Source organism: Bacillus cereus group sp. Bc031, from assembly GCF_027716265.1.
Taxonomy (GTDB): Bacteria; Bacillota; Bacilli; order Bacillales; family Bacillaceae_G; genus Bacillus_A; species Bacillus_A paranthracis.
In genome coordinates this window covers 1-20,669 of sequence record NZ_JAQFUL010000015.1, presented here as the reverse complement: position 1 = coordinate 20,669, position 20,669 = coordinate 1, and the positions used below count along the sequence as shown (strand labels likewise).

Here is a 20,669-nt window from a genome sequence, read left to right as displayed (position 1 = left end):
GAGGAGGCAAATAATATGAGACAGGTGATTAATGCGTTAAAGAGAACAGATGCTGAAAAGAGAATACCGGTGCTACGTTTGGAGCTAGATTATGAATTAGCAACTTTATATGATGCGATGATGGAAGATGATAAACAGAAAAAAGAAGAGTGTGTACAAAAGTTAGAAGTGTTAAGACTTGAAATGATTCGTTTAGAAGCGTAATAATAGTATATGTATAAAAAATTAGTTGGTGCGAACCTTATAAAGGGTTCGTTTTTTCTGTGAACAGTATAGATCGGAGTGTTTAAACATGCAAGAAGTATGGAAAGACATCGATGCACACGCCAAACAGTGGATTCGGGATGCGGGAGAGCATTTAATGGCATCAATGAAAAAAGCACTTATTATAGAAACAAAATCAAATGCAGCTGATTTAGTAACAAATATGGACCGAGAAATAGAACAGTTTTTAATTGGGAAAATTAAAGAAACATTCCCACATCATCATATTTTAGGTGAAGAGGGCTATGGAGACGAGGTAACTTCTTCTGACGGGGTTGTTTGGTTAATTGATCCAATTGACGGCACGATGAACTTTGTTCACCAAAAAAGAAATTTTGCAATTTCAATTGGAATTTATGAGAACGGTATCGGAAAGATTGGACTTATTTATGATCCAGTTCATGATGAATTATATCATGCGTTAAAAGGGGCTGGAGCATTTTGTAATGAAGTACCGATACCTTTATTAGAAAAAGGTACCGTAGAGCAAGGTATTGTAGCTTTAAATGCGATATGGCTTACCGACAATCCATTGCTTAATATGGAAAGTATGATGGCACTTGTTAAGAAAGCAAGAGGCACGAGATCATATGGCTGTGCAGCATTAGAAATGGTATACGTTGCAACTGGAAGAATCGATGCATATGTAACACCTAGATTATCACCATGGGACTTTGGTGGGGGACAGATAATTGTAGAGGAAGTTGGAGGCAAGGTAACAACATTCTCCGGAGCGCCACTTTCTATCGTAGAGAAGAGTAGCGTATTAGTTGCGAAGCCAGGGGTGTATGAAGAAGTGTTATCGTTTATCCCGATTGGTGAGGGCTGATAATCAGTGGGGGATGAAGAAAAAACCCACTGATTAAAGTTTCACTTTATATCCAAGTAACAAAAAAAGTAAGAGGCTGTATACAGGCTTCTTACTTTTTGACGTTATTGCGATTTACGCATTTTTCTTTTTGTTACAAAACCGTATCCAACTGTAACAAATGTGCCGATAATGCAAATAATAATACCGATTGGACTATTTTCAGCAATCATAATGCCGATACCAATTAAGAAAATAACACCGATAATTGCAGTTAATAAAAAGCGATATTGAATGTGTTCCATTTCTTCACCCTCCAATCTCATTTTACTTTCACAAAAGTAAGAATACAACTATATTTTCATTCTTGATTTTATTTTAATTGCTATTGTATCCCCTTCGCTCTTATAATAGAGAAGGATTAAAAAGACATTAGGAGTTGGACATGTTGAAAAAACGACAAGATTTACGTAATATAGCAATTATTGCCCACGTTGACCATGGTAAAACAACACTTGTTGACCAGTTATTACGTCAAGCGGGGACTTTCCGTGCGAACGAACACGTTGAAGAGCGCGCAATGGATTCAAATGATCTAGAAAGAGAGCGCGGTATTACAATTTTAGCGAAAAATACTGCGATTCACTATGAAGATAAAAGAATTAACATTTTAGATACACCAGGTCACGCTGACTTCGGTGGAGAAGTAGAACGTATTATGAAAATGGTTGATGGTGTTTTACTTGTTGTTGATGCATATGAAGGTTGTATGCCACAAACACGATTTGTTTTAAAGAAAGCTCTTGAGCAAAACTTAACTCCAATCGTAGTAGTAAATAAAATTGACCGTGACTTCGCTCGCCCTGATGAAGTAGTTGATGAAGTAATCGACTTATTCATCGAACTTGGTGCAAACGAAGATCAATTAGAGTTCCCAGTTGTATTTGCATCAGCAATGAACGGAACAGCAAGCTTAGATTCAAACCCAGCAAATCAAGAAGAGAATATGAAATCATTATTTGATACAATTATTGAACATATTCCTGCACCAATTGATAACAGCGAAGAGCCACTTCAATTCCAAGTAGCACTTCTTGATTACAACGACTATGTTGGACGTATTGGAGTTGGACGCGTATTCCGCGGTACAATGAAGGTTGGACAACAAGTTGCTTTAATGAAAGTAGACGGAAGCGTAAAACAATTCCGCGTAACAAAATTATTTGGTTACATGGGATTAAAACGTCAAGAAATTGAAGAAGCAAAAGCTGGAGACTTAGTAGCTGTTTCTGGTATGGAAGACATTAACGTTGGTGAAACAGTATGTCCAGTTGAACATCAAGATGCGTTACCATTATTACGTATTGATGAGCCAACACTACAAATGACGTTCCTTGTAAATAACAGTCCATTTGCAGGTCGTGAAGGTAAATACATTACATCTCGTAAAATCGAAGAGCGTCTTCGTTCACAATTAGAAACAGATGTAAGTTTACGTGTAGATAATACAGAGTCTCCTGATGCATGGATCGTATCTGGACGTGGGGAACTACATTTATCTATCTTAATTGAAAACATGCGTCGTGAAGGTTATGAACTACAAGTATCTAAGCCAGAAGTAATTATTAAAGAAGTTGATGGCGTAAGATGTGAGCCTGTAGAGCGTGTACAAATCGATGTACCTGAAGAATACACTGGTTCTATTATGGAATCTATGGGTGCTCGTAAAGGTGAAATGTTAGATATGGTGAATAACGGAAACGGTCAAGTTCGCCTTACTTTCATGGTTCCAGCACGTGGTTTAATTGGTTACACAACAGAATTCTTAACATTAACTCGTGGTTACGGTATTTTAAACCATACATTCGATTGCTACCAACCAGTACACGCTGGACAAGTTGGTGGACGTCGTCAAGGTGTTCTAGTTTCACTTGAAACAGGAAAAGCATCACAATACGGTATTATGCAAGTTGAAGATCGTGGTGTAATCTTCGTTGAACCAGGTACAGAAGTATATGCTGGTATGATTGTCGGAGAACACACTCGTGAGAATGACTTAACAGTTAACGTTGTGAAAATGAAACAACAAACTAACATTCGTTCTGCGACGAAAGATCAAACTTCAACAATGAAAAAACCACGCTTAATGACTTTAGAAGAGTCATTAGAGTACTTAAACGATGACGAGTTCTGTGAAGTAACTCCAGAATCAATTCGTTTACGTAAAAAGATTCTTGATAAGAGCGAACGTGAAAGAGCTGCTAAGAAAAAGAAATCTGTAGAAGCGTAAAATAGTAAAACAGCTACCTTTAATTAAGGTAGCTGTTTTTTTATGTTTATTTTTTAGAATATTTACTCTTTTTGTGGACAGTATTTTTTTCACAGGTTACTCTTGTATTAAGTACATAAAGAAAAATGGTTTGATTTATGAGGAAGGGGGATAAATGGTGTTAGAAAGAATGTCGTTTTTTGCGAAGTTATGTAAAGTCGATGAAAATCCAGAGCTAGGGATGTGGTTACTGTATGGCGTCATTATTATATTAAGTGCACTTGTGTATAATTTAGGTTTTGCAAGAAAACTATCTATAATAAAAAATATAGTGATATATATATCGTTAGTGATTGGGTGTACAGTGTTAACTTTCTTTGCAGTTTTTTTACCTGTTGGAGAGGGGCTTGTTGTAGCAGCAATTGTACTTGGGATTTATAGGTTGCGATTACGTCAAGCAAGACAACAAAAAGCAGGATGAGGGGGAGTTTTATGCGTTACGTACAAGATGCGTTATATAATTGGTTAACAATTAAAACAGTTGCCGAAGCACGTCCGGATGATAGTGCTGCAAAAGAAACGTATTTGTTATTTCAAAATATGATATATGAAGAACATAAATTGAGAAATGTGGAAGTTAAGAAGAACGAGGAAATGTATTTAGTTACATATGAAATAAATGGAGAAAGAAAATCTGCAAGGTTTCCATTAGAAGCTATTGATTGTTTTTTGGATCAAATGAATCGCGAACCTGAAAAATATAAATAAGTCCTTTATCATATTGATAAAGGACTTATTTATATTTTACCAATCGTCTTCGACTTTTTTATCACGATATAATCGGAAATTACCACTTGCATGACGTTCCATCGTACGTTCAGCAATTCGTTCCGAACATTCCATGCACATATATGTATGAATAGGGCGATTACGCAGCTTTTTTGCCATAGGATTTTCATCATCTAACATATCTTTTTTATCACAAATCATACATTTGACTCTCATTTCGTCACCTCAATACGAATTCTATCAGTATAAGTATATCATGGAAGTGTAATGTTTTTGAATAATAGTGGGAAAAAATAATATTTTCGCAATTCAAAAAATAGGTTATGATAAGGATATATGAAGTATATTTGGAGGTGGAAATATGGCGAATGTAGTAGAGCCCACATTAACAGATGATTTAGTACAAACGTTACGTAAAGAGTGTATTGTTATGGTAGCAACAACAGATTTTGAAAAACAAGTTCCTAACGTAAGTGCTATTTCTTGGGTGTATGCAGTGAGTAAAACTAGTATTCGATTTGCAGTAGATCAACGTTCACGTATTGTGGAAAATATAAGACATAGTACTGGAGTGGTATTGACTATAATGGCGAATGAATCCGTATTTTCCATAAGTGGTGCAGGTGAAATTTTGACTGATAGAATGGAAGGCATTCCTCTAAAATTAACTGTAATAGAAGTAAATGTACAAGAAGTACGTGATGTTATGTTTTATGGTGCAAAACTTGCAATTGAGCCAACATATGAAAAAACGTATGATCTTCGTGCAGCTAAAAAGCTCGATAACCAAGTACTAGCAGGAATGAAAGAATTATAAATGTGATAAATAAGAAAGTCAGTTATTAACTTTTGTAATCACTTATTGTGATTTTATGTTAATAATTATAATTAAAAGTAATATATTGAATAGAAATGAATAAAAAATAAATAAAAGGTTTAATGGCTATAAATTTCGATTCTACCTCGTTTATACGGTACATATAATTATAACAATGGTTCGTCCATATTTTATGGATGAAACCCTTGTTCTACAAATTTAAAAGTGGAGTCAGGGGGTAACAGGTTGGATAAAATTTATGTGTTAGATACGAATGTACTTTTGCAGGATCCTTTATCTATTTTTTCATTTGAAACCAATGAAGTAGTGATTCCAGCAGTTGTATTAGAAGAGGTTGATTCGAAAAAACGTTATATGGATGAAGTAGGACGAAACGCTCGTTATGTATCTAAGTTAATAGACAAATTTCGTGAAATAGGAAAACTGCATGAAAGTATTCCGCTAGAAAACGGCGGTACATTTCGTATTGAATTAAATCATCGTTCGTTTGTCCAACTACAAGATATTTTTGTAGAAAAAACAAATGATAATCGAATTTTAGCTGTAGCAAAAAATCTATCTTTAGAAGAACAAGAAAAAGAGGACGGGAAGTCTGTTATTTTAGTAAGTAAAGACGTGCTCGTAAGGGTAAAAGCAGATGCAATAGGTTTAAAGGCGGAAGATTATTTAAGTGATCGGGTTATTGAAGTGGAAAATATATATTCAGGATTTTTAGAAGGATATATATCAAAAGAACAATTGGATTATTTTTATGAAAAAGGCGAATTGCCTTTATCCGAAATTGCAAATCATCCTTTTTATCCAAATCAGTTTGTAGTAATGAAAGATGCGTTAGGTGGATCTAGTTCAGCACTAGGCATTGTGGATCATTTAGGTAAGAAGGTAAAGAAACTTATTTTTCCAAATGAACAAGTATGGGGAATACGACCACGAAATGTGCAGCAAATTATGGGATTAGAATTGTTGCTTCGTGAAGATATTCCACTAGTTACGCTAACAGGGAAAGCTGGTACAGGAAAGACATTACTAGCTTTAGCTTCGGGGCTCATGCAAACGGAAGATTTAGGGTTATATAAAAAACTACTCGTTGCACGGCCAATTGTTCCAGTTGGGAAAGATATCGGTTATTTACCGGGAGAAAAAGAAGAAAAGTTAAGACCGTGGATGCAACCGATTTTTGATAATCTAGAGTATTTATTTAATACGAAAAAACCAGGAGAGTTAGATGCTATTTTAGCTGGAATGGGTTCGATAGAAGTAGAAGCTCTTACGTATATACGCGGGAGAAGTATTCCAGATCAATTCATTATAATTGACGAAGCACAAAATTTAACGAAGCATGAAGTGAAAACGATACTAACGAGAGTAGGAGAAAAAAGTAAAATCGTATTAATGGGAGATCCTCAGCAAATTGATCATCCGTATTTGGATGAATATAATAACGGTTTAACATACGTTGTAGAGAAGTTTAAAGAGCAACGTATTAGTGGTCATGTAAAGTTTGTTAAAGGGGAGCGATCTAATTTAGCTCAACTAGCCGCAGATTTACTATAAAAAGGAGTGAGCAAAAGCTCACTCCTTTTCTTTAAATAATTGTAAATTTGCGGATGTTACGGATTGGATTTTGTCTATTAGATCCATCATTGTAATATAAATGAACAGGTCCATCTTCTTTTAATGGTTTTCCTTCTTTTGAAAAACCAAGAATAGCATGTTTGACAGTTTCTAATGGAAGCGTTATTGTATCATCTACTGTTTCGATCTCGACTTGCGTAGCGTCATCTGAAATTTCGGCATTAGCAAGAAAAGGTTGAAATGGTATACCGAACGTTCCAGTAATTAGCTGTTCTTTTTTAAATTTCTTTACACTTTGTTGTATCGGCGGGAAAGCAGCACCATCACGGATTTCGCGATCCCAATGTTCCGAAGTGTTTTTTAAATAAGCTTCTAGTTCTGAAGTGTTTTCTCTCGTTTCATCAAAGTAAGTTGTCAAATCTACTTTTCGATCATCAAAGATCCAAACGGTTGGATCGATAGTGATTGGAAAACGAACTTTTCCATTAATAAATAAAATTTCGCTCATTGTTGTTCCCCCATTTGTGTTATATTCCCACTTTTCAGTATAATAGTATTAGACACTATTGTCACAAAAAATGTTTCTATTGCAATTTATTAAAACTATCGCTAATATTAATAGATAGGAGAGAGTAGGACGGAAACGGAGGGAATCAATTTGGCGTCTGAGACAGTATCAAATCATCAGGAAAAGGCACTAGCCCTTCTACAAGCGGATGCGGAGAAGATTTTAAGACTTATTAAGGTGCAAATGGACCATCTTACAATGCCGCAATGTCCATTATATGAAGAAGTGTTAGACACACAAATGTTTGGACTATCCCGCGAAGTCGATTTTGCAGTTCGCCTTGGTCTTATTGCAGAAGAACAAGGGAAAGCAATGTTAGGAGAGCTTGAACGTGAGTTATCTGCACTTCATGAAGCATTTACAAACAAACAACAATAACGGGTTCAAATAAGGGGGCTCAAACTGAAAAAGTTTGAGCTTTTTATTTGTATAATAAAGCAGGAAGAATCAATGTACATATGGAATACAACAATAATTAAATTGAAACAGAGAGAGGAAATGAAATGAAAAGAGTATGGAAATCAATGGATTATTCATTATTACTTCCTCTTGTTATCTTATGTGTGCTGGGAGTTATAATGGTATATAGTTCTAGTTCCATTGTTGCGATTTCGAGGTTTGATAAACCAGCAAATTTCTTTTTTAAAAGACAATTAATTACTTTAGCTGCTGGGACAATAGTATTAATAATTCTTGTTATTATCCCATATAAAGTGTGGAGAAAACGAATCTTTTTATTGGGGAGTTATGGAATTAGTGTAGCATTATTAGCAGCAGCTGCCTTCTTTGCTAAAGCGGTAAATGGTGCAAATGGATGGATATTTGGAATACAGCCTGCGGAATTTGTTAAGATAACAGTTATTCTCGTATTGGCCCATTTCTTTGCGAAAAGGCAAGAAACGAATACGTCTGTTTTTAAAGGATCAGGACCAGTACTTTTAGGTGTTGGTTTAATCATGTTTTTAATTTTAAAGCAAAATGACTTAGGTACCGATATGTTAATTGCGGGAACAGTAGGAATTATGTTTCTTTGTTCAGGAGTTAATGTAAATTTATGGATAAAGAGATTCTTGTTAACATCTATAGTATGGGCTCCGGCGTTGTATTTTCTTGGGAGTTATAAATTAAGTCAGTACCAAAAAGCACGGTTTTCTGTTTTTCTTGATCCATTTAGCGATCCGCAAAAGGATGGATTTCAATTAATAAATTCGTTTATTGGAATTGCTTCGGGAGGGCTAAATGGTAGAGGATTAGGAAATAGTGTACAAAAGTATGGTTACTTACCAGAACCACAAACGGATTTTATAATGGCAATTATATCTGAAGAACTTGGTTTTATAGGTGTGGCTATTATTTTAATCTGTTTATTACTTATAATTATTCGGGCCTTTAGAGTTGCACAAAAGTGTAAAGATCCATTTGGAAGTTTAATAGCTATCGGAATTGCAAGTTTGTTTGGAGTCCAAACATTTGTTAATGTTGGTGGTATGTCTGGATTAATACCACTTACAGGAGTTCCTTTACCGTTTGTTAGTTATGGCGGGAGTTCCTTATTAGCTAATCTACTCGCGATGGGGATATTACTCAATATTGCTAGTCATGTAAAACGACAAGAGAAACAACAGAACGAGACAGTTAAAGAAAGAGAACAAGGTGGACCACATCTTGTAGTTGTAAAATAAAACACATTGTGCTTTAGAGCATGATGTGTTTTTTATTTTTAAGTAGTTTTAAATATGATGTATTAATTTATCTTTCAGGTAAATTGTATATCATATTAATAAAAAGTGATATACAATTAAGTTGTTAGAAAAGGAAGAGGTATGCTATACTATTTTTGTGAGACAAATTGCTCAGAAAACTTATCATTTGTTAAAAAATAAGGTATGATGGATAAAAATAAAGTGAAGCTTTCTAAGTATAATATAATGTGGAAAGTGAAGAACTTCAAGCTCTTTATGGTGTGTATATATTTTATCTCTAGAGTGGTAGGAAAGTAGAGGGGGAAAATCATGACAAAGCTGCAACGTATTCAAAAAGTATTGGTAGCTAACCGTGGAGAGATTGCAATTCGTGTGTTTCGAGCTTGTTCGGAACTGGGATTAAAAACAGTTGCAATCTATTCTAAAGAGGATAGTGGTTCTTATCATCGTTATAAAGCCGATGAATCCTATTTAGTTGGGGAAGGAAAAAAGCCAATTGATGCTTATCTAGATATTGAGGGCATTATTGAGATTGCGAAAAGTAATCATGTAGATGCAATTCACCCTGGATATGGTTTCTTGTCAGAAAATATTCAATTCGCAAAACGTTGTGAAGAAGAAGGGATTATCTTTATCGGTCCAAAAAGTAAGCATTTAGATATGTTTGGAGATAAAGTAAAAGCAAGAACACAAGCGCAGCTAGCACAAATTCCAGTTATTCCTGGTAGTGATAGGCCAGTAGATTCATTAGAAGAAGTCGAAAAATTTGCTGAAAAGTATGATTACCCGATTATTATTAAAGCTTCCCTTGGCGGGGGCGGTCGTGGTATGCGTATTGTACGTACTAGTGAAGAATTAAGAGAATCGTATAATCGAGCAAAGTCAGAAGCAAAAGCAGCCTTTGGTAATGATGAAGTATACGTAGAAAAATTCGTTGAAAAACCTAAACATATAGAAGTTCAAATTTTAGCAGATGAAGAGGGCAATGTTGTTCATTTATACGAGCGAGACTGTTCTGTACAACGTCGTCATCAAAAAGTAGTAGAAATTGCACCTAGTGTGTCGCTTTCAGATGATTTGCGTCAGCGTATTTGTGATGCTGCTGTAAAGTTAACGAAAAATGTAAATTATTTAAACGCAGGAACAGTTGAATTTCTTGTAAAAGATGATAATTTCTATTTCATTGAAGTGAATCCGCGTGTTCAAGTAGAACATACAATTACAGAAATGATTACAGGAGTCGATATCGTTCAATCACAAATTTTAATAGCTGATGGACATGCATTACATAGTAAAATGGTAGGTGTTCCAAAGCAAGAGGAAGTTGTTGTACATGGATTTGCAATACAATCTCGTGTAACGACCGAGGATCCACTAAATAATTTCATGCCGGATACAGGAAAAATTATGGCATATCGATCAGGTGGTGGATTTGGGGTTCGTCTTGATACAGGTAATAGTTTCCAAGGTGCTGTTATTACACCGTACTATGATTCTTTACTCGTAAAAGTTACAACATGGGCGCTTACTTTTGAACAAGCTGCTGCAAAAATGGAACGTAACTTAAAAGAATTCCGTATCCGTGGTATTAAAACGAATATTCCATTCCTAGAGAATGTAGTAAAACATAAAAACTTCTTATCAGGGGAATATGACACTTCATTTATTGATGCGTCACCTGAACTATTCTTGTTCCCGAAACGTAAAGACCGCGGAACGAAAATGTTAAATTACATCGGGACAGTAACAGTAAATGGCTTCCCGGGGGTAGGGAAAAAAGAGAAACCAATTTTCCCAGATGCTCGTATACCGAATGTATTACACTCAGAGCCAATCCAAAATGGAACGAAACAAATTTTGGATGAGCGTGGGGCAGACGGATTAGTAAAATGGGTACAAGATCAAAAACGTGTACTTTTAACGGATACAACGTTCCGTGATGCGCATCAGTCATTACTTGCAACGCGTATTCGCACAAAAGATTTACACCAAATTGCAGAGCCGACAGCGAGAATGTTACCGAACTTATTCTCAGCAGAAATGTGGGGCGGTGCAACGTTTGATGTTGCATATCGTTTCTTAAAAGAAGATCCGTGGGAACGATTACTAGATCTTCGTGAAAAAATGCCAAATGTTTTATTCCAAATGTTACTTCGTTCTTCAAACGCGGTTGGTTACAAAAACTATCCGGATAATTTAATTCAAAAGTTTGTGGAGTGTTCTGCCCAAGCTGGAATTGATGTGTTCCGTATTTTTGATAGCTTAAACTGGGTAGAAGGTATGAGAGTTGCGATTGATGCTGTACGAGATACTGGTAAAATTGCAGAAGCAACGATGTGTTACACAGGGGATATTCATGATCCACTGCGTAGTAAATATGATTTAAATTACTATAAAAATTTAGCAAAAGAATTAGAAGCATCAGGAGCTCACATTTTAGGTATTAAAGATATGGCGGGCTTACTAAAACCAAATGCAGCATATGATTTAGTTTCAGCATTAAAAGAGACGGTATCGATTCCGATTCACCTGCACACACACGATACGAGTGGAAATGGTATATTAACGTATACGAAGGCAATTGAAGCAGGTGTTGACATTGTCGATGTAGCAGTAAGTTCTATGGCTGGTCAAACGTCACAACCAAGTGCGAACACGCTATACTATGCGTTAGGTGGAAACGAAAGACAGCCAGATGTTAATATAGATTCATTAGAAAAATTATCTCATTACTGGGAAGATGTACGTAAATACTACGCACCGTTTGAAAGTGGTATGAATGCTCCTCATACAGAGGTATATATGCACGAAATGCCAGGCGGACAGTATAGTAATTTACAACAACAAGCGAAAGCGGTTGGCTTAGGCGATCGTTTCGATGAAGTGAAAGTAATGTACCGCCGTGTGAATGACATGTTTGGTGATATTGTTAAAGTAACACCATCATCTAAAGTTGTTGGTGATATGGCATTATTCATGGTTCAAAATCACTTAACAGAACAAGATGTTTTAGAGCGTGGACATTCTATGGACTTCCCAGGATCTGTTGTTGAAATGTTCTCTGGAGATTTAGGACAACCATATGGTGGTTTCCCGAAAAAGTTACAAGAAATTATTTTAAAAGGGAAAGAACCATTAACAGTAAGACCAGGTGAATTATTAGAACCAGTAGATTTCGACGCGTTAAAAGAAGAGCTATTCCATAAACTTGGACGCGAAGTGACGATGTTTGATGTAGTTGCATATGCATTATATCCAAAAGTATTTATGGATTACGAAAAAGTTGCTGAGATTTATGGAAATGTATCTGTGCTTGATACACCGACATTCTTCTATGGTATGAGACTTGGTGAAGAAATCGATGTGGAAATTGAACAAGGTAAAACATTGATGGTTAAACTAGTATCAATTGGAGAGCCTCAGCCGGATGGAAATCGTGTGCTTTACTTGGAGTTTAACGGTCAACCACGTGAGATTGTTGTGAAAGACGAAAGTGTGAAAGCGACAGTTGCACAACGTGTGAAAGGAAACCGTGAAAATCCAAACCACATTAGCGCAACAATGCCAGGAACGGTTATTAAAGTAGTTGTAAAAGAAGGCGATGAAGTGAAAAAAGGCGATTCTATGGCAATTACAGAAGCGATGAAAATGGAAACGACAGTTCAAGCGCCGTTTAATGGTAAAGTGAAAAAAGTATATGTTAACGATGGAGATGCAATTCAAACGGGTGACTTACTCATTGAATTAGATCACTAAAATAAAAAAGAGTTGCGGAAACGCAACTCTTTTTTATTACGAAAAAATACCTTGCCAATTCGGGCAAGGTATTTTCATTTATTTTGTTTGTTTAGAAATTGATGCAGCTTCTTTTGCATTCACTTTACTTCTTGTACCTAACATAACTAAATAGCATAGTACAGCAAACAAGCAAGAAATGAATAGGGAATGTAATAATGCCATTGATAAACTAGCATTTGTAAATACGACTAAAATTCCTACGATAGCTTGAAGTGTAACAAGGATAAATGAGATGATCCATCCCCAGTATACGACAGGCTGCTGTTTGTAATGGCGGATAGCGAGAATCATCGCGTATAGTATCCAAGCGAAAATTAACATCGCTGCAACTCTATGTCCCATTTGAACCCATTCATGTAATTGAGTTGGCATAGGTCTATTTTTGCTGCATAAAGGAAAGTCTGGACAGGCTAAGCTAGCTCGTTCGTGACGTACTAAAGCCCCTGTGTAGACGACAATATAACTGTAAATTGTTACACCATAAATATGAAATTTCATTTTTTTGTCCATAATAAGTGAACGTGCATCGAATTTTTGGTCAATTTCAAAGATAAGACACGTTAATAAAATGACAGAAGCAAATGAAATTAAGGAAATACCGAAATGGATAGCAAGTACAGCTGGCATTTGCCCCCAAACAACCGCTGCGGCGCCCATTAATGCTTGTGCAACTAAAAATACGAAGGATAAAATTGCTAACGTTTTTGTTTCGCGCACATGTTTATAATATTTCCAGGACAAAATACAAAGGAGAGTGACAAGAATTCCTGCTGATCCTGATGTAAGGCGATGACTTAGTTCAATAATAGTTTCCATTGATAAATTAGATGGAACAAATTCACCGTTACAAAGTGGCCATGATTTACCGCATCCTTGGCCAGAGCCTGTTTTTGTAACTAAGGCGCCTCCTAATAAAACTATTAATAAATCAAGACTCGTAATGACTGCTAACCATTTAATAAAGCGTTGCAATCTCTTTCACCATCTTTCTGCTATGAAGTTATTGCGAAATATTTTCATTCCATTATGTATAGAATAAAACGCGCTAGTTCCTATGATATATAAAAAATAATAAAATAGCAAAGAAATGGAGGGGGAAGACAGGGAAGAGAAAACGGGTGTGGAAATAAGGTTTATAAGGAAATTTTTAGGTGAAAAATAGGCTATTTTGAAAAGAAATGGGGAGAATACGTGTTAAATATGACAAAAAAGTTTATTATAGAAGGTAACATCATGTTATGATATGGATAAGTAACAATTAAGTTTTTTATGTTCGACACAAAAAGTTCATGTTTTCTTCACAAAATGTTCGGGAAATATGATTTAATATATTGGAGTATGGGCGTAGATTAGTAGTAGAATGGGTTAACAATGTTTCTACTGTAATAATATTGCTATATAGAAGCGAAATATTTCAATTTGAAATAGGCGCAAAAAAGAAAGACGAAAGTTTTAAGAGGGGGTTAAAGTGATGAACCATGCAACAAGTGAGCTGCATGATGAGTCTGCTGTTACAAGCGTACCGGAAACAACTCGGTTACAAGATTTAAAAGCGCTCGTTAAAATGGGGATTGTAAACTCAAATACACTTACTGTATTTACAGGATTTTGGTTGGCATTACACTTTAATGGATTAAGTGTAATGGACAATCTGGATAAGTTATTCTTTACAATCGTTGGTTCTGGATTAGTTATGGCAGGGGTATGTTGTTTAAACAACTACATTGATCGAGACATCGATCCATTAATGGAAAGAACAAAGACCCGTCCAACGGTTACTGGAAAGTATAAACCAGGATTTGCACTTACATTTGGACTAGTTATATTACTTCTTGGTTTTGTATTTTTATTATTAACAACACCAATGGCAGTCTTAATGGGATTTATTGGTGCTTTCACATATGTTGTTTTATATAGTTTATGGACAAAGAGAAAGTATACACTAAATACTGTTGTAGGTAGTATATCTGGTGCAGTTCCACCTTTAATTGGATGGGCAGCAATCGATCCATCTTTAGGCCATCCAATTGCTTGGATGTTATTTTTAATTATGTTTATTTGGCAAATCCCACATTTCCTTGCATTAGCAATGAAACGTGTTGATGAATATCGAAACGCAGGAATTCCAATGCTTCCTGTAGTTCATGGATTTGAAATTACGAAACGCCAAATTATGATTTGGACAGTATGTTTATTACCACTACCATTTTATATGAGTGGACTAGGGATAACATTTATGGTAATTGCAACACTGCTTAACATCGGATGGATCGTTTTAGGTTTTTATGGCTTCCGTAAGAAAGATGACATCAAATGGTCTGTGCAAATGTTTGTTTATTCCCTAAATTATTTAACAATCTTATTTGTATCAATGATTGTAGTTACATTCTTCTAAGACAACGACATAATTGGATTTCTTTACGTTGAGATTTACTTTACTTAACTATAAAGTACAATCTAATTCACAAGGAAAGTGGGGGTTGTTTGTATGAAGAAACAGTGGCGACTGCTTTCGTTCGTTTCACTGCTGGCTTTACTGTTAGGGGGATGCGGTAAAGCCTTTCAATCTACTTTAATTCCGCAAGGAGAAGTAGCAAAAATGCAATATGATCTGCTCTTACTAGCAAGTGCGATCATGGTAGGAGTAGTACTAGTAGTTACTATTATTTTCTTATATGTAATTGTGCGTTTCCGACAAAAGAAAGGTCAGGAAGATTATATTCCGGAGCAAGTTGAAGGGAATTACAAACTAGAAATTATATGGACAGTTATTCCGATTATTCTTTTGCTAATCTTAGCTGTTCCGACGGTTACATATACATTCAAACTTGCTGATGTAAGTGCGATGGAGAAAAAGAATATTGATAAAGATACTATCGTTGTTGATGTAACAGCGAATCTTTATTGGTGGGAATTTTCTTATAAATCAGAAAAGATAGTAACTTCTCAAGATTTAGTCATCCCCACAGGTAAGAAAGTGTATTTGAATTTGAAGGGTGCCGATATTAAACATTCGTTTTGGGTTCCATCTTTAGCTGGGAAAATGGATACAAATACAGATAATGTGAACAAAATGTGGTTAAAGGCAGATAAATCGGGCACTTATAATGGTTTTTGTACAGAATTTTGCGGCCCATCACATTCTTTAATGCAATTCAAAGTGAAAGCTTTAGATGAAAGCGAGTACAAAAAGTGGCTTGCTGATATGAAGAAAATCGATGGGAAGAAAGAAGTAGCTTCAACAAAGGCGCAAGAAGGCCAAGAAATATTTAATAAAAGCTGTATTGGTTGTCACGCAGTTGGATCTAATGATAGTAGACCACCTTCCGCTCGTATCGCACCAAACTTAGCAAACTTTGCGGATCGCGATACAGTTGCCGGCATTGCTGAAAACAATGAAGAAAACTTAAAAAAATGGCTGAAAGATCCTGAAAATATGAAACCAGGAAATAAAATGACTGGTAAATATGGCAACTTAACAGACGATCAAATTGATGCATTAAATGCATACTTACAAACGTTAAAAGTTGAAAAGTAAAGAGGGATTATTCGCGAAGGGGAGGTTGAAAACGTGAGTTCTGTAGCAAAAAAACAGGGGATGGGTGCTGTCATATGGGATTATTTAACGACAGTAGACCATAAAAAGATTGCCATTCTCTATTTAATTGCAGGTGGATTGTTTTTTATAATAGGCGGAATAGAAGCTCTATTTATTCGCCTTCAATTAGCGATTCCTAACAACGCTTTTCTTGTTGGGGATGCTTATAATCAAGTATTAACTATGCACGGTACAACAATGATTTTCCTCGCAGCTATGCCACTCGTGTTTGCATTTATGAACGCCGCTGTACCACTTCAAATTGGTGCACGTGATGTAGCGTTCCCGTTTTTGAATTCACTCGGATTTTGGTTATTTTTCTTTGGTGGAGTATTTTTAAATTTAAGTTGGTTTTTAGGTGGAGCGCCTGATGCAGGATGGACATCTTATGCATCTTTAGCTTTAGCCTCTAAAGGCCATGGTGTTGATTTTTATGTGCTTGGCTTGCAAATCTCAGGTATTGGTACATTAATTGGAGGTATTAACTTCCTTGTAACCATTATTAATATGCGGGCGCCAGGAATGACGTACATGCGTATGCCGATGTTTACATGGACGACATTTGTAACATCTTCGCTTATATTATTCGCTTTTCCGCCGTTAACTGTAGGATTAGGACTTTTAATGTTAGATCGTTTATTTGGAACAAGTTTCTTTAATCCGGCATTGGGCGGGAATACAATTATATGGGAGCATTTATTTTGGATTTTCGGTCATCCAGAAGTATACATTCTTATACTCCCAGCTTTCGGAATATTCTCAGAAATCTTCGCGACATTTTCGAAAAAACGATTGTTTGGTTATTCATCGATGGTGTTTGCGACTGTATTAATTGGATTTTTAGGGTTTATGGTATGGGCGCACCATATGTTTACTGTTGGACTTGGTCCAGTTGCTAATGCTATTTTCTCGGTCGCAACAATGGCGATTGCGGTTCCAACTGGTATCAAAATATTCAACTGGCTCTTTACAATGTGGGGCGGAAGTATTCGTTTTACGACACCAATGATGTGGGCAGTAGCTTTCATTCCATCATTCGTAATGGGTGGAGTTACAGGGGTTATGCTAGCATCTGCACCAGCTGATTATCAATTTCATGATAACTATTTCGTAGTAGCGCATTTTCATTATGTAATCGTTGGCGGTGTTGTATTTGGTTTACTTGCAGGAGCTCATTATTATTGGCCACTGATGTTTAATAAAGTATTAAATGAAACATTAGGAAAGATAACGTTCTGGCTATTCTTTATCGGCTTCCATTTAACGTTCTTTATTCAGCATTTCCTTGGCTTGATTGGTATGCCACGCCGTTACTACACATATCTTGAAGGGCAAGGGTTGGAAATGGGGAATATGATTAGTTCCATCGGAGCGGTGTTTATGGCTCTTGGAACGATTGTTCTTCTATTCAATGTAATTAAAACGACAGTATCAAAAGAAAAAGCTGGTCGTGATCCGTGGGATGCACGTACATTAGAATGGACAATGCCAGCACCGACACCAGAATATAACTTTAAACAATTACCATTTGTTCGTGGATTAGATCCGTTTTGGATTGAAAAACGTGAAGGGAATAAAGAGATGACAGCAGCGGAACCAGTTGGTGATATTCATATGCCAAATCCTTCGTTTTCACCATTTGTCATTTCTTTCGGATTGTTTATAGCGGCATTTGGTGCGATGTATATGCAGGGCGGAAAAGATAAGTTCTGGTTATTAGTAGCAATTATTGGTTTAATCATTACATTTGGCGCAATGTTCCTACGTTCAGTAATTGATGATCATGGGTATCATATTCATAAAGAAGATTTAGAGGATAAGGGGGGCAAGGCGTAATGCATGTAGATGAAAAATTAACGAATGAAACATTTCCAGCAGAGCCTGAAAAAGCAACCCTTGAGGGGAAAAATAAGTTTGTCGGTTTTTGGTTATTTCTTGGAGGCGAAACAGTATTGTTCGCTTCCTTATTTGGCACATATTTAGCGTTAAAAAATTCTACAAATGGCGGACCAACATCTCAAGAGATGTTTCAAATGCCACTCGTTTTCATTATGACGATGCTTTTATTAACGAGTAGCTTAACGAGCGTATATGCGATGTATCATATGAAAAACTTTAATTTTAAGAAAATGCAACTTTGGCTACTGGTAACAGTGCTACTAGGATTAGGATTTTTAGGGTTTGAGATATATGAGTTTTATCATTATACGCATGAATTTAAGCATACTATGAGAAGTAGTGCATTTGGTTCCGCGTTTTATGCTCTTGTTGGTACACATGGACTCCACGTATTGTTTGGATTGTGTTGGATTTTAACATTAATCTTTAGGAATGCGAAGAGAGGTCTAAATTTATACAATGCACCGAAGTTTTATGTTGCATCGATTTATTGGCACTTTATTGACGTAGTTTGGGTGTTTATTTTCACTGTAGTATATTTAATGGGAATGGTGGGATAAACAATGGCGATAAAGCAAACGAATAATCCTAAAGTTGATCTTGTTTATCGGAAAAGAAAAAGTGCGGAGGAAATGAAGCATCAAGTTATTACATTTGCATTAATGATTTTTTTAACATTAGTTGCATTTGCAGCGGTAGCATATCCGAAAACTTTTAGTCCGACTTTTTCAGTACCATTTATTTTACTATTAGCGGTGGTACAAGTAATTTTTCAATTGTATTATTTTATGCATATGAGTCATAAAGGACATGAAGCGGCAAGTTTCTTTCTTTATTCTGGTCTGTTGATCGGATTAATTACAATTTTAGCTTTTATGACAATTGTGTGGATTTGAAAAGTGAAGAATAAGGGAGCTTGTGTTGACACAGCTCCCTCTTCATGTTATGTGAACGGATAACCTTAAGAAGGTAGGTGTGAAAATGAGTAACTTGTGGATATTTGGTTTTCAAGCGCTATGGAGTCCAATCTTTTTATTATTTATGCTTTCGATCCTCATTGGATATTTTTTAATTATTGGGCCGTATAGAATGCGATTTGAACATGCGACAAAGGTAAGTAAGAAGCAAGTTTTTTATTTTACGACTGGAATTGTTCTTTTGTATTTTGTAAAGGGAGGGCCTATTGATTTAATTGGTCATATTATATTTAGTGCACATATGTTTGAAATGGCAGTTATGTATATTGCCGTTCCGCCTTTGTTGTTGCTTGGTATACCAGTTTGGTTATATCGTTATATTACTTCTTTTAAGTTCGTTCAAATTATATTAAAGATATTTGCTAAGCCACTTATTGCATTGTTTGTATTTAATGGCCTGTTTTCTTTTTATCATTTACCAGTTGTTTTTGATGCAGTAAAACAAAGTCAAATTGCTCATCCTATCTGTCTCGCTATATTGTTCTTTACGGCAATCATGATGTGGTGGCCGATGCTAAATCCATTACCAGAATATCAAATGTTAAGTGATATAAAGAAACTTGGTTATATGTTTGCTAACGGTATATTATTAACGCCAGCTTGCGCGTTAATTATTTTTGCAACGGCGCCGTTGTTTGCAACGTATACGGATCCGGCTGCTTGGATGAAGGCGATGGAACTATGTGTACCGGCGGGAACTTTATCTGATTTAAATATAACTGGACCAGAATTTTTACACTGGATGCCGATCGTACAAGACCAACAAACAGGCGGCATCATTATGAAAATTGTCCAGGAAATAGTGTACGGTACAATTATTGGTTATGTGTTCTTTCGATGGGCGCGTCGAGAGCGTGAAAAGGATAAAGAGCAGTTACAACAATTGCCGCCGTATTTACAAACGAAGTAAAAAAGTGTATGGGTTTCCATACACTTTTTTAGTTTTACTAAACTTTAATAGATTGAATTTTCTAATTATTTATGTTAAGTTAGTGTAGGCATGTACTAAAGTGGATATAAGATTTACTACTAGCTTTAATGCATAATAATTCCATGTGTAGTACAAGTTTTTTAGAGAGTTACAAATTTATATTGTTATCTTTAATAAAACAAGGACTATTTTAAGGGGGAATTTAAATGGGTAGTAGTGGAAGTATGGTAAAGCCAATTAGTGGTTTTTTAGCAGCATTAATACAATATCCAGTACCGGTAGTAGAGTCACGTGCAGACATTGATAAACAAATTAAACAGATCATAAAAACAATTCATTCAACTAAAGCAGGGTATCCTGGATTGGAATTGATAGTATTTCCAGAATATAGTACGCAAGGGCTTAATACAAAAAAATGGACTACAGAAGAGTTTTTATGTACGGTCCCTGGGCCAGAAACAGACTTGTTTGCTGAGGCATGTAAAGAGTCTGAAGTATATGGTGTTTTTTCTATAATGGAAAGAAATCCTGATGGTGGAGAACCGTATAATACAGCAATAATTATTGATCCACAAGGTGGTGCGACACGTTCCTAAGTGAAAAGCTTAGGCATTGTCGAACTTACAGTTCAACAGTGAACTGTCATTCCAAG

20 protein-coding genes and 1 pseudogene are annotated in these 20,669 nt (G+C 35.8%); 17 read left to right on the top strand and 4 right to left on the bottom strand.

The features are described from left to right. The first annotated feature begins 15 nt into the window (after positions 1 to 15). Both PDQ33_RS08450 and PDQ33_RS08445 read left to right on the top strand, forming a co-directional pair. Positions 16 to 204 (top strand): hypothetical protein, encoded by a 189-nt coding sequence (locus PDQ33_RS08450; RefSeq protein ID WP_001250164.1) that lies wholly within the window; start codon positions 16 to 18, stop codon positions 202 to 204. 88 nt (positions 205 to 292) lie between these two features. Then, positions 293 to 1,093 (top strand): inositol monophosphatase family protein, encoded by an 801-nt coding sequence (locus PDQ33_RS08445; protein WP_001158692.1) that lies wholly within the window; start codon positions 293 to 295, stop codon positions 1,091 to 1,093. A gap of 104 nt (positions 1,094 to 1,197) precedes the next feature. Here the strand turns inward: PDQ33_RS08445 and PDQ33_RS08440 are convergent, their stop codons facing one another. Further along, complete coding sequence (locus tag PDQ33_RS08440) at positions 1,198 to 1,377, bottom strand: DUF5325 family protein (RefSeq protein ID WP_000400127.1); 180 nt, start codon at positions 1,375 to 1,377, stop codon at positions 1,198 to 1,200. Between the two features lie 140 nt (positions 1,378 to 1,517). Between PDQ33_RS08440 and typA the strand changes: the two genes are divergently transcribed. The 3 genes from typA to PDQ33_RS08425 all read left to right on the top strand — a co-directional run bounded on the left by typA (position 1,518) and on the right by PDQ33_RS08425 (position 4,109). Then, complete coding sequence (gene typA, locus PDQ33_RS08435) at positions 1,518 to 3,362, top strand: translational GTPase TypA (RefSeq protein WP_000914763.1); 1,845 nt, start codon at positions 1,518 to 1,520, stop codon at positions 3,360 to 3,362. A 157-nt stretch (positions 3,363 to 3,519) separates the two neighbouring features. Then, positions 3,520 to 3,822 carry a YlaH-like family protein gene (locus PDQ33_RS08430; protein ID WP_000893668.1) on the top strand — a complete coding sequence of 101 codons (303 nt, stop codon included), beginning with the start codon at positions 3,520 to 3,522 and terminating at the stop codon, positions 3,820 to 3,822. Between the two features lie 11 nt (positions 3,823 to 3,833). Continuing rightward, positions 3,834 to 4,109 (top strand): hypothetical protein, encoded by a 276-nt coding sequence (locus PDQ33_RS08425; RefSeq protein ID WP_270394160.1) that lies wholly within the window; start codon positions 3,834 to 3,836, stop codon positions 4,107 to 4,109. Positions 4,110 to 4,145: 36 nt separating this feature from the next. On the opposite strand, the gene PDQ33_RS08420 is transcribed toward PDQ33_RS08425, so the two are convergent. Beyond that, complete coding sequence (locus PDQ33_RS08420) at positions 4,146 to 4,346, bottom strand: YlaI family protein (protein WP_001995040.1); 201 nt, start codon at positions 4,344 to 4,346, stop codon at positions 4,146 to 4,148. A 145-nt stretch (positions 4,347 to 4,491) separates the two neighbouring features. Between PDQ33_RS08420 and PDQ33_RS08415 the strand changes: the two genes are divergently transcribed. Together PDQ33_RS08415 and PDQ33_RS08410 are read left to right on the top strand one after the other, a co-directional pair. Beyond that, positions 4,492 to 4,947 carry a pyridoxamine 5'-phosphate oxidase family protein gene (locus tag PDQ33_RS08415; RefSeq protein WP_000024588.1) on the top strand — a complete coding sequence of 152 codons (456 nt, stop codon included), beginning with the start codon at positions 4,492 to 4,494 and terminating at the stop codon, positions 4,945 to 4,947. A gap of 246 nt (positions 4,948 to 5,193) precedes the next feature. Beyond that, positions 5,194 to 6,522: a PhoH family protein gene (locus PDQ33_RS08410; RefSeq protein WP_000358084.1), complete on the top strand. Its 1,329-nt coding sequence runs from the start codon at positions 5,194 to 5,196 to the stop codon at positions 6,520 to 6,522. 31 nt (positions 6,523 to 6,553) lie between these two features. Here the strand turns inward: PDQ33_RS08410 and PDQ33_RS08405 are convergent, their stop codons facing one another. Then, positions 6,554 to 7,051: a hypothetical protein gene (locus tag PDQ33_RS08405; protein WP_001289788.1), complete on the bottom strand. Its 498-nt coding sequence runs from the start codon at positions 7,049 to 7,051 to the stop codon at positions 6,554 to 6,556. 150 nt (positions 7,052 to 7,201) lie between these two features. Here PDQ33_RS08405 and PDQ33_RS08400 point away from each other — a divergent pair, with 150 nt between their 5' ends. From PDQ33_RS08400 to pyc, 3 genes are all read left to right on the top strand, one after another. Beyond that, positions 7,202 to 7,489: a YlaN family protein gene (locus tag PDQ33_RS08400; RefSeq protein ID WP_000135695.1), complete on the top strand. Its 288-nt coding sequence runs from the start codon at positions 7,202 to 7,204 to the stop codon at positions 7,487 to 7,489. A gap of 125 nt (positions 7,490 to 7,614) precedes the next feature. Beyond that, positions 7,615 to 8,793: an FtsW/RodA/SpoVE family cell cycle protein gene (locus tag PDQ33_RS08395; protein ID WP_000832767.1), complete on the top strand. Its 1,179-nt coding sequence runs from the start codon at positions 7,615 to 7,617 to the stop codon at positions 8,791 to 8,793. 330 nt (positions 8,794 to 9,123) lie between these two features. After that, positions 9,124 to 12,570 (top strand): pyruvate carboxylase, encoded by a 3,447-nt coding sequence (pyc, locus tag PDQ33_RS08390; RefSeq protein WP_270755319.1) that lies wholly within the window; start codon positions 9,124 to 9,126, stop codon positions 12,568 to 12,570. Positions 12,571 to 12,648: 78 nt separating this feature from the next. Here the strand turns inward: pyc and ctaA are convergent, their stop codons facing one another. Then, the gene (gene ctaA, locus PDQ33_RS08385; RefSeq protein WP_001188736.1) at positions 12,649 to 13,584 is read right to left on the bottom strand and encodes a heme A synthase; all 936 of its coding nucleotides are present in this window, start codon (positions 13,582 to 13,584) and stop codon (positions 12,649 to 12,651) included. Positions 13,585 to 14,083: 499 nt separating this feature from the next. On the opposite strand from ctaA, the gene ctaB reads away from it, so the two are divergent. The 7 genes and pseudogenes from ctaB to PDQ33_RS08350 form a co-directional block, all read left to right on the top strand. Then, on the top strand, positions 14,084 to 15,007 hold the full coding sequence (gene ctaB, locus PDQ33_RS08380; protein ID WP_001015058.1) for a protoheme IX farnesyltransferase: 924 nt from the start codon (positions 14,084 to 14,086) through the stop codon (positions 15,005 to 15,007). A gap of 93 nt (positions 15,008 to 15,100) precedes the next feature. Beyond that, positions 15,101 to 16,150, top strand: coding sequence for a cytochrome c oxidase subunit II (gene coxB / locus PDQ33_RS08375; protein ID WP_270755316.1), 1,050 nt, complete (start codon positions 15,101 to 15,103; stop codon positions 16,148 to 16,150). A 60-nt stretch (positions 16,151 to 16,210) separates the two neighbouring features. Further along, entirely contained in the window at positions 16,211 to 18,046 is a 1,836-nt protein-coding gene (gene ctaD, locus PDQ33_RS08370) for a cytochrome c oxidase subunit I (RefSeq protein ID WP_169509326.1), read from the top strand. Then, positions 18,046 to 18,669, top strand: a complete 624-nt coding sequence (gene ctaE / locus PDQ33_RS08365) for a cytochrome c oxidase subunit III (protein ID WP_000557861.1) — start codon at positions 18,046 to 18,048, stop codon at positions 18,667 to 18,669. The genes ctaD and ctaE overlap by 1 nt, the downstream gene beginning before the upstream one ends. A gap of 3 nt (positions 18,670 to 18,672) precedes the next feature. After that, entirely contained in the window at positions 18,673 to 19,005 is a 333-nt protein-coding gene (gene ctaF / locus PDQ33_RS08360; protein WP_000985699.1) for a cytochrome c oxidase subunit IVB, read from the top strand. A gap of 85 nt (positions 19,006 to 19,090) precedes the next feature. Further along, positions 19,091 to 19,996 carry a cytochrome c oxidase assembly factor CtaG gene (ctaG, locus tag PDQ33_RS08355; protein ID WP_270755313.1) on the top strand — a complete coding sequence of 302 codons (906 nt, stop codon included), beginning with the start codon at positions 19,091 to 19,093 and terminating at the stop codon, positions 19,994 to 19,996. Between the two features lie 227 nt (positions 19,997 to 20,223). Further along, positions 20,224 to 20,595, top strand: a pseudogene (locus PDQ33_RS08350) (nitrilase-related carbon-nitrogen hydrolase); the annotation flags it as partial. Positions 20,596 to 20,669 lie beyond the last annotated feature (74 nt).

Excerpts from the sequence above, each read along its gene's own strand:
- ctaE (WP_000557861.1), top strand. The coding sequence starts at position 18,046 with ATGCATGTAGATGAAAAATTAACGAATGAAACATTTCCAGCAGAGCCT.
- typA (WP_000914763.1), top strand. The coding sequence starts at position 1,518 with ATGTTGAAAAAACGACAAGATTTACGTAATATAGCAATTATTGCCCAC.
- PDQ33_RS08395 (WP_000832767.1), top strand. The coding sequence starts at position 7,615 with ATGAAAAGAGTATGGAAATCAATGGATTATTCATTATTACTTCCTCTT.
- ctaB (WP_001015058.1), top strand. The coding sequence starts at position 14,084 with ATGAACCATGCAACAAGTGAGCTGCATGATGAGTCTGCTGTTACAAGC.
- ctaD (WP_169509326.1), top strand. The coding sequence starts at position 16,211 with ATGGGTGCTGTCATATGGGATTATTTAACGACAGTAGACCATAAAAAG.
- pyc (WP_270755319.1), top strand. The coding sequence starts at position 9,124 with ATGACAAAGCTGCAACGTATTCAAAAAGTATTGGTAGCTAACCGTGGA.
- PDQ33_RS08445 (WP_001158692.1), top strand. The coding sequence starts at position 293 with ATGCAAGAAGTATGGAAAGACATCGATGCACACGCCAAACAGTGGATT.
- coxB (WP_270755316.1), top strand. The coding sequence starts at position 15,101 with ATGAAGAAACAGTGGCGACTGCTTTCGTTCGTTTCACTGCTGGCTTTA.
- PDQ33_RS08440 (WP_000400127.1), bottom strand. The coding sequence starts at position 1,377 with ATGGAACACATTCAATATCGCTTTTTATTAACTGCAATTATCGGTGTT.
- PDQ33_RS08405 (WP_001289788.1), bottom strand. The coding sequence starts at position 7,051 with ATGAGCGAAATTTTATTTATTAATGGAAAAGTTCGTTTTCCAATCACT.
- ctaF (WP_000985699.1), top strand. The coding sequence starts at position 18,673 with ATGGCGATAAAGCAAACGAATAATCCTAAAGTTGATCTTGTTTATCGG.
- PDQ33_RS08415 (WP_000024588.1), top strand. The coding sequence starts at position 4,492 with ATGGCGAATGTAGTAGAGCCCACATTAACAGATGATTTAGTACAAACG.
- PDQ33_RS08450 (WP_001250164.1), top strand. The coding sequence starts at position 16 with ATGAGACAGGTGATTAATGCGTTAAAGAGAACAGATGCTGAAAAGAGA.
- PDQ33_RS08425 (WP_270394160.1), top strand. The coding sequence starts at position 3,834 with ATGCGTTACGTACAAGATGCGTTATATAATTGGTTAACAATTAAAACA.
- PDQ33_RS08420 (WP_001995040.1), bottom strand. The coding sequence starts at position 4,346 with ATGAGAGTCAAATGTATGATTTGTGATAAAAAAGATATGTTAGATGAT.
- ctaG (WP_270755313.1), top strand. The coding sequence starts at position 19,091 with ATGAGTAACTTGTGGATATTTGGTTTTCAAGCGCTATGGAGTCCAATC.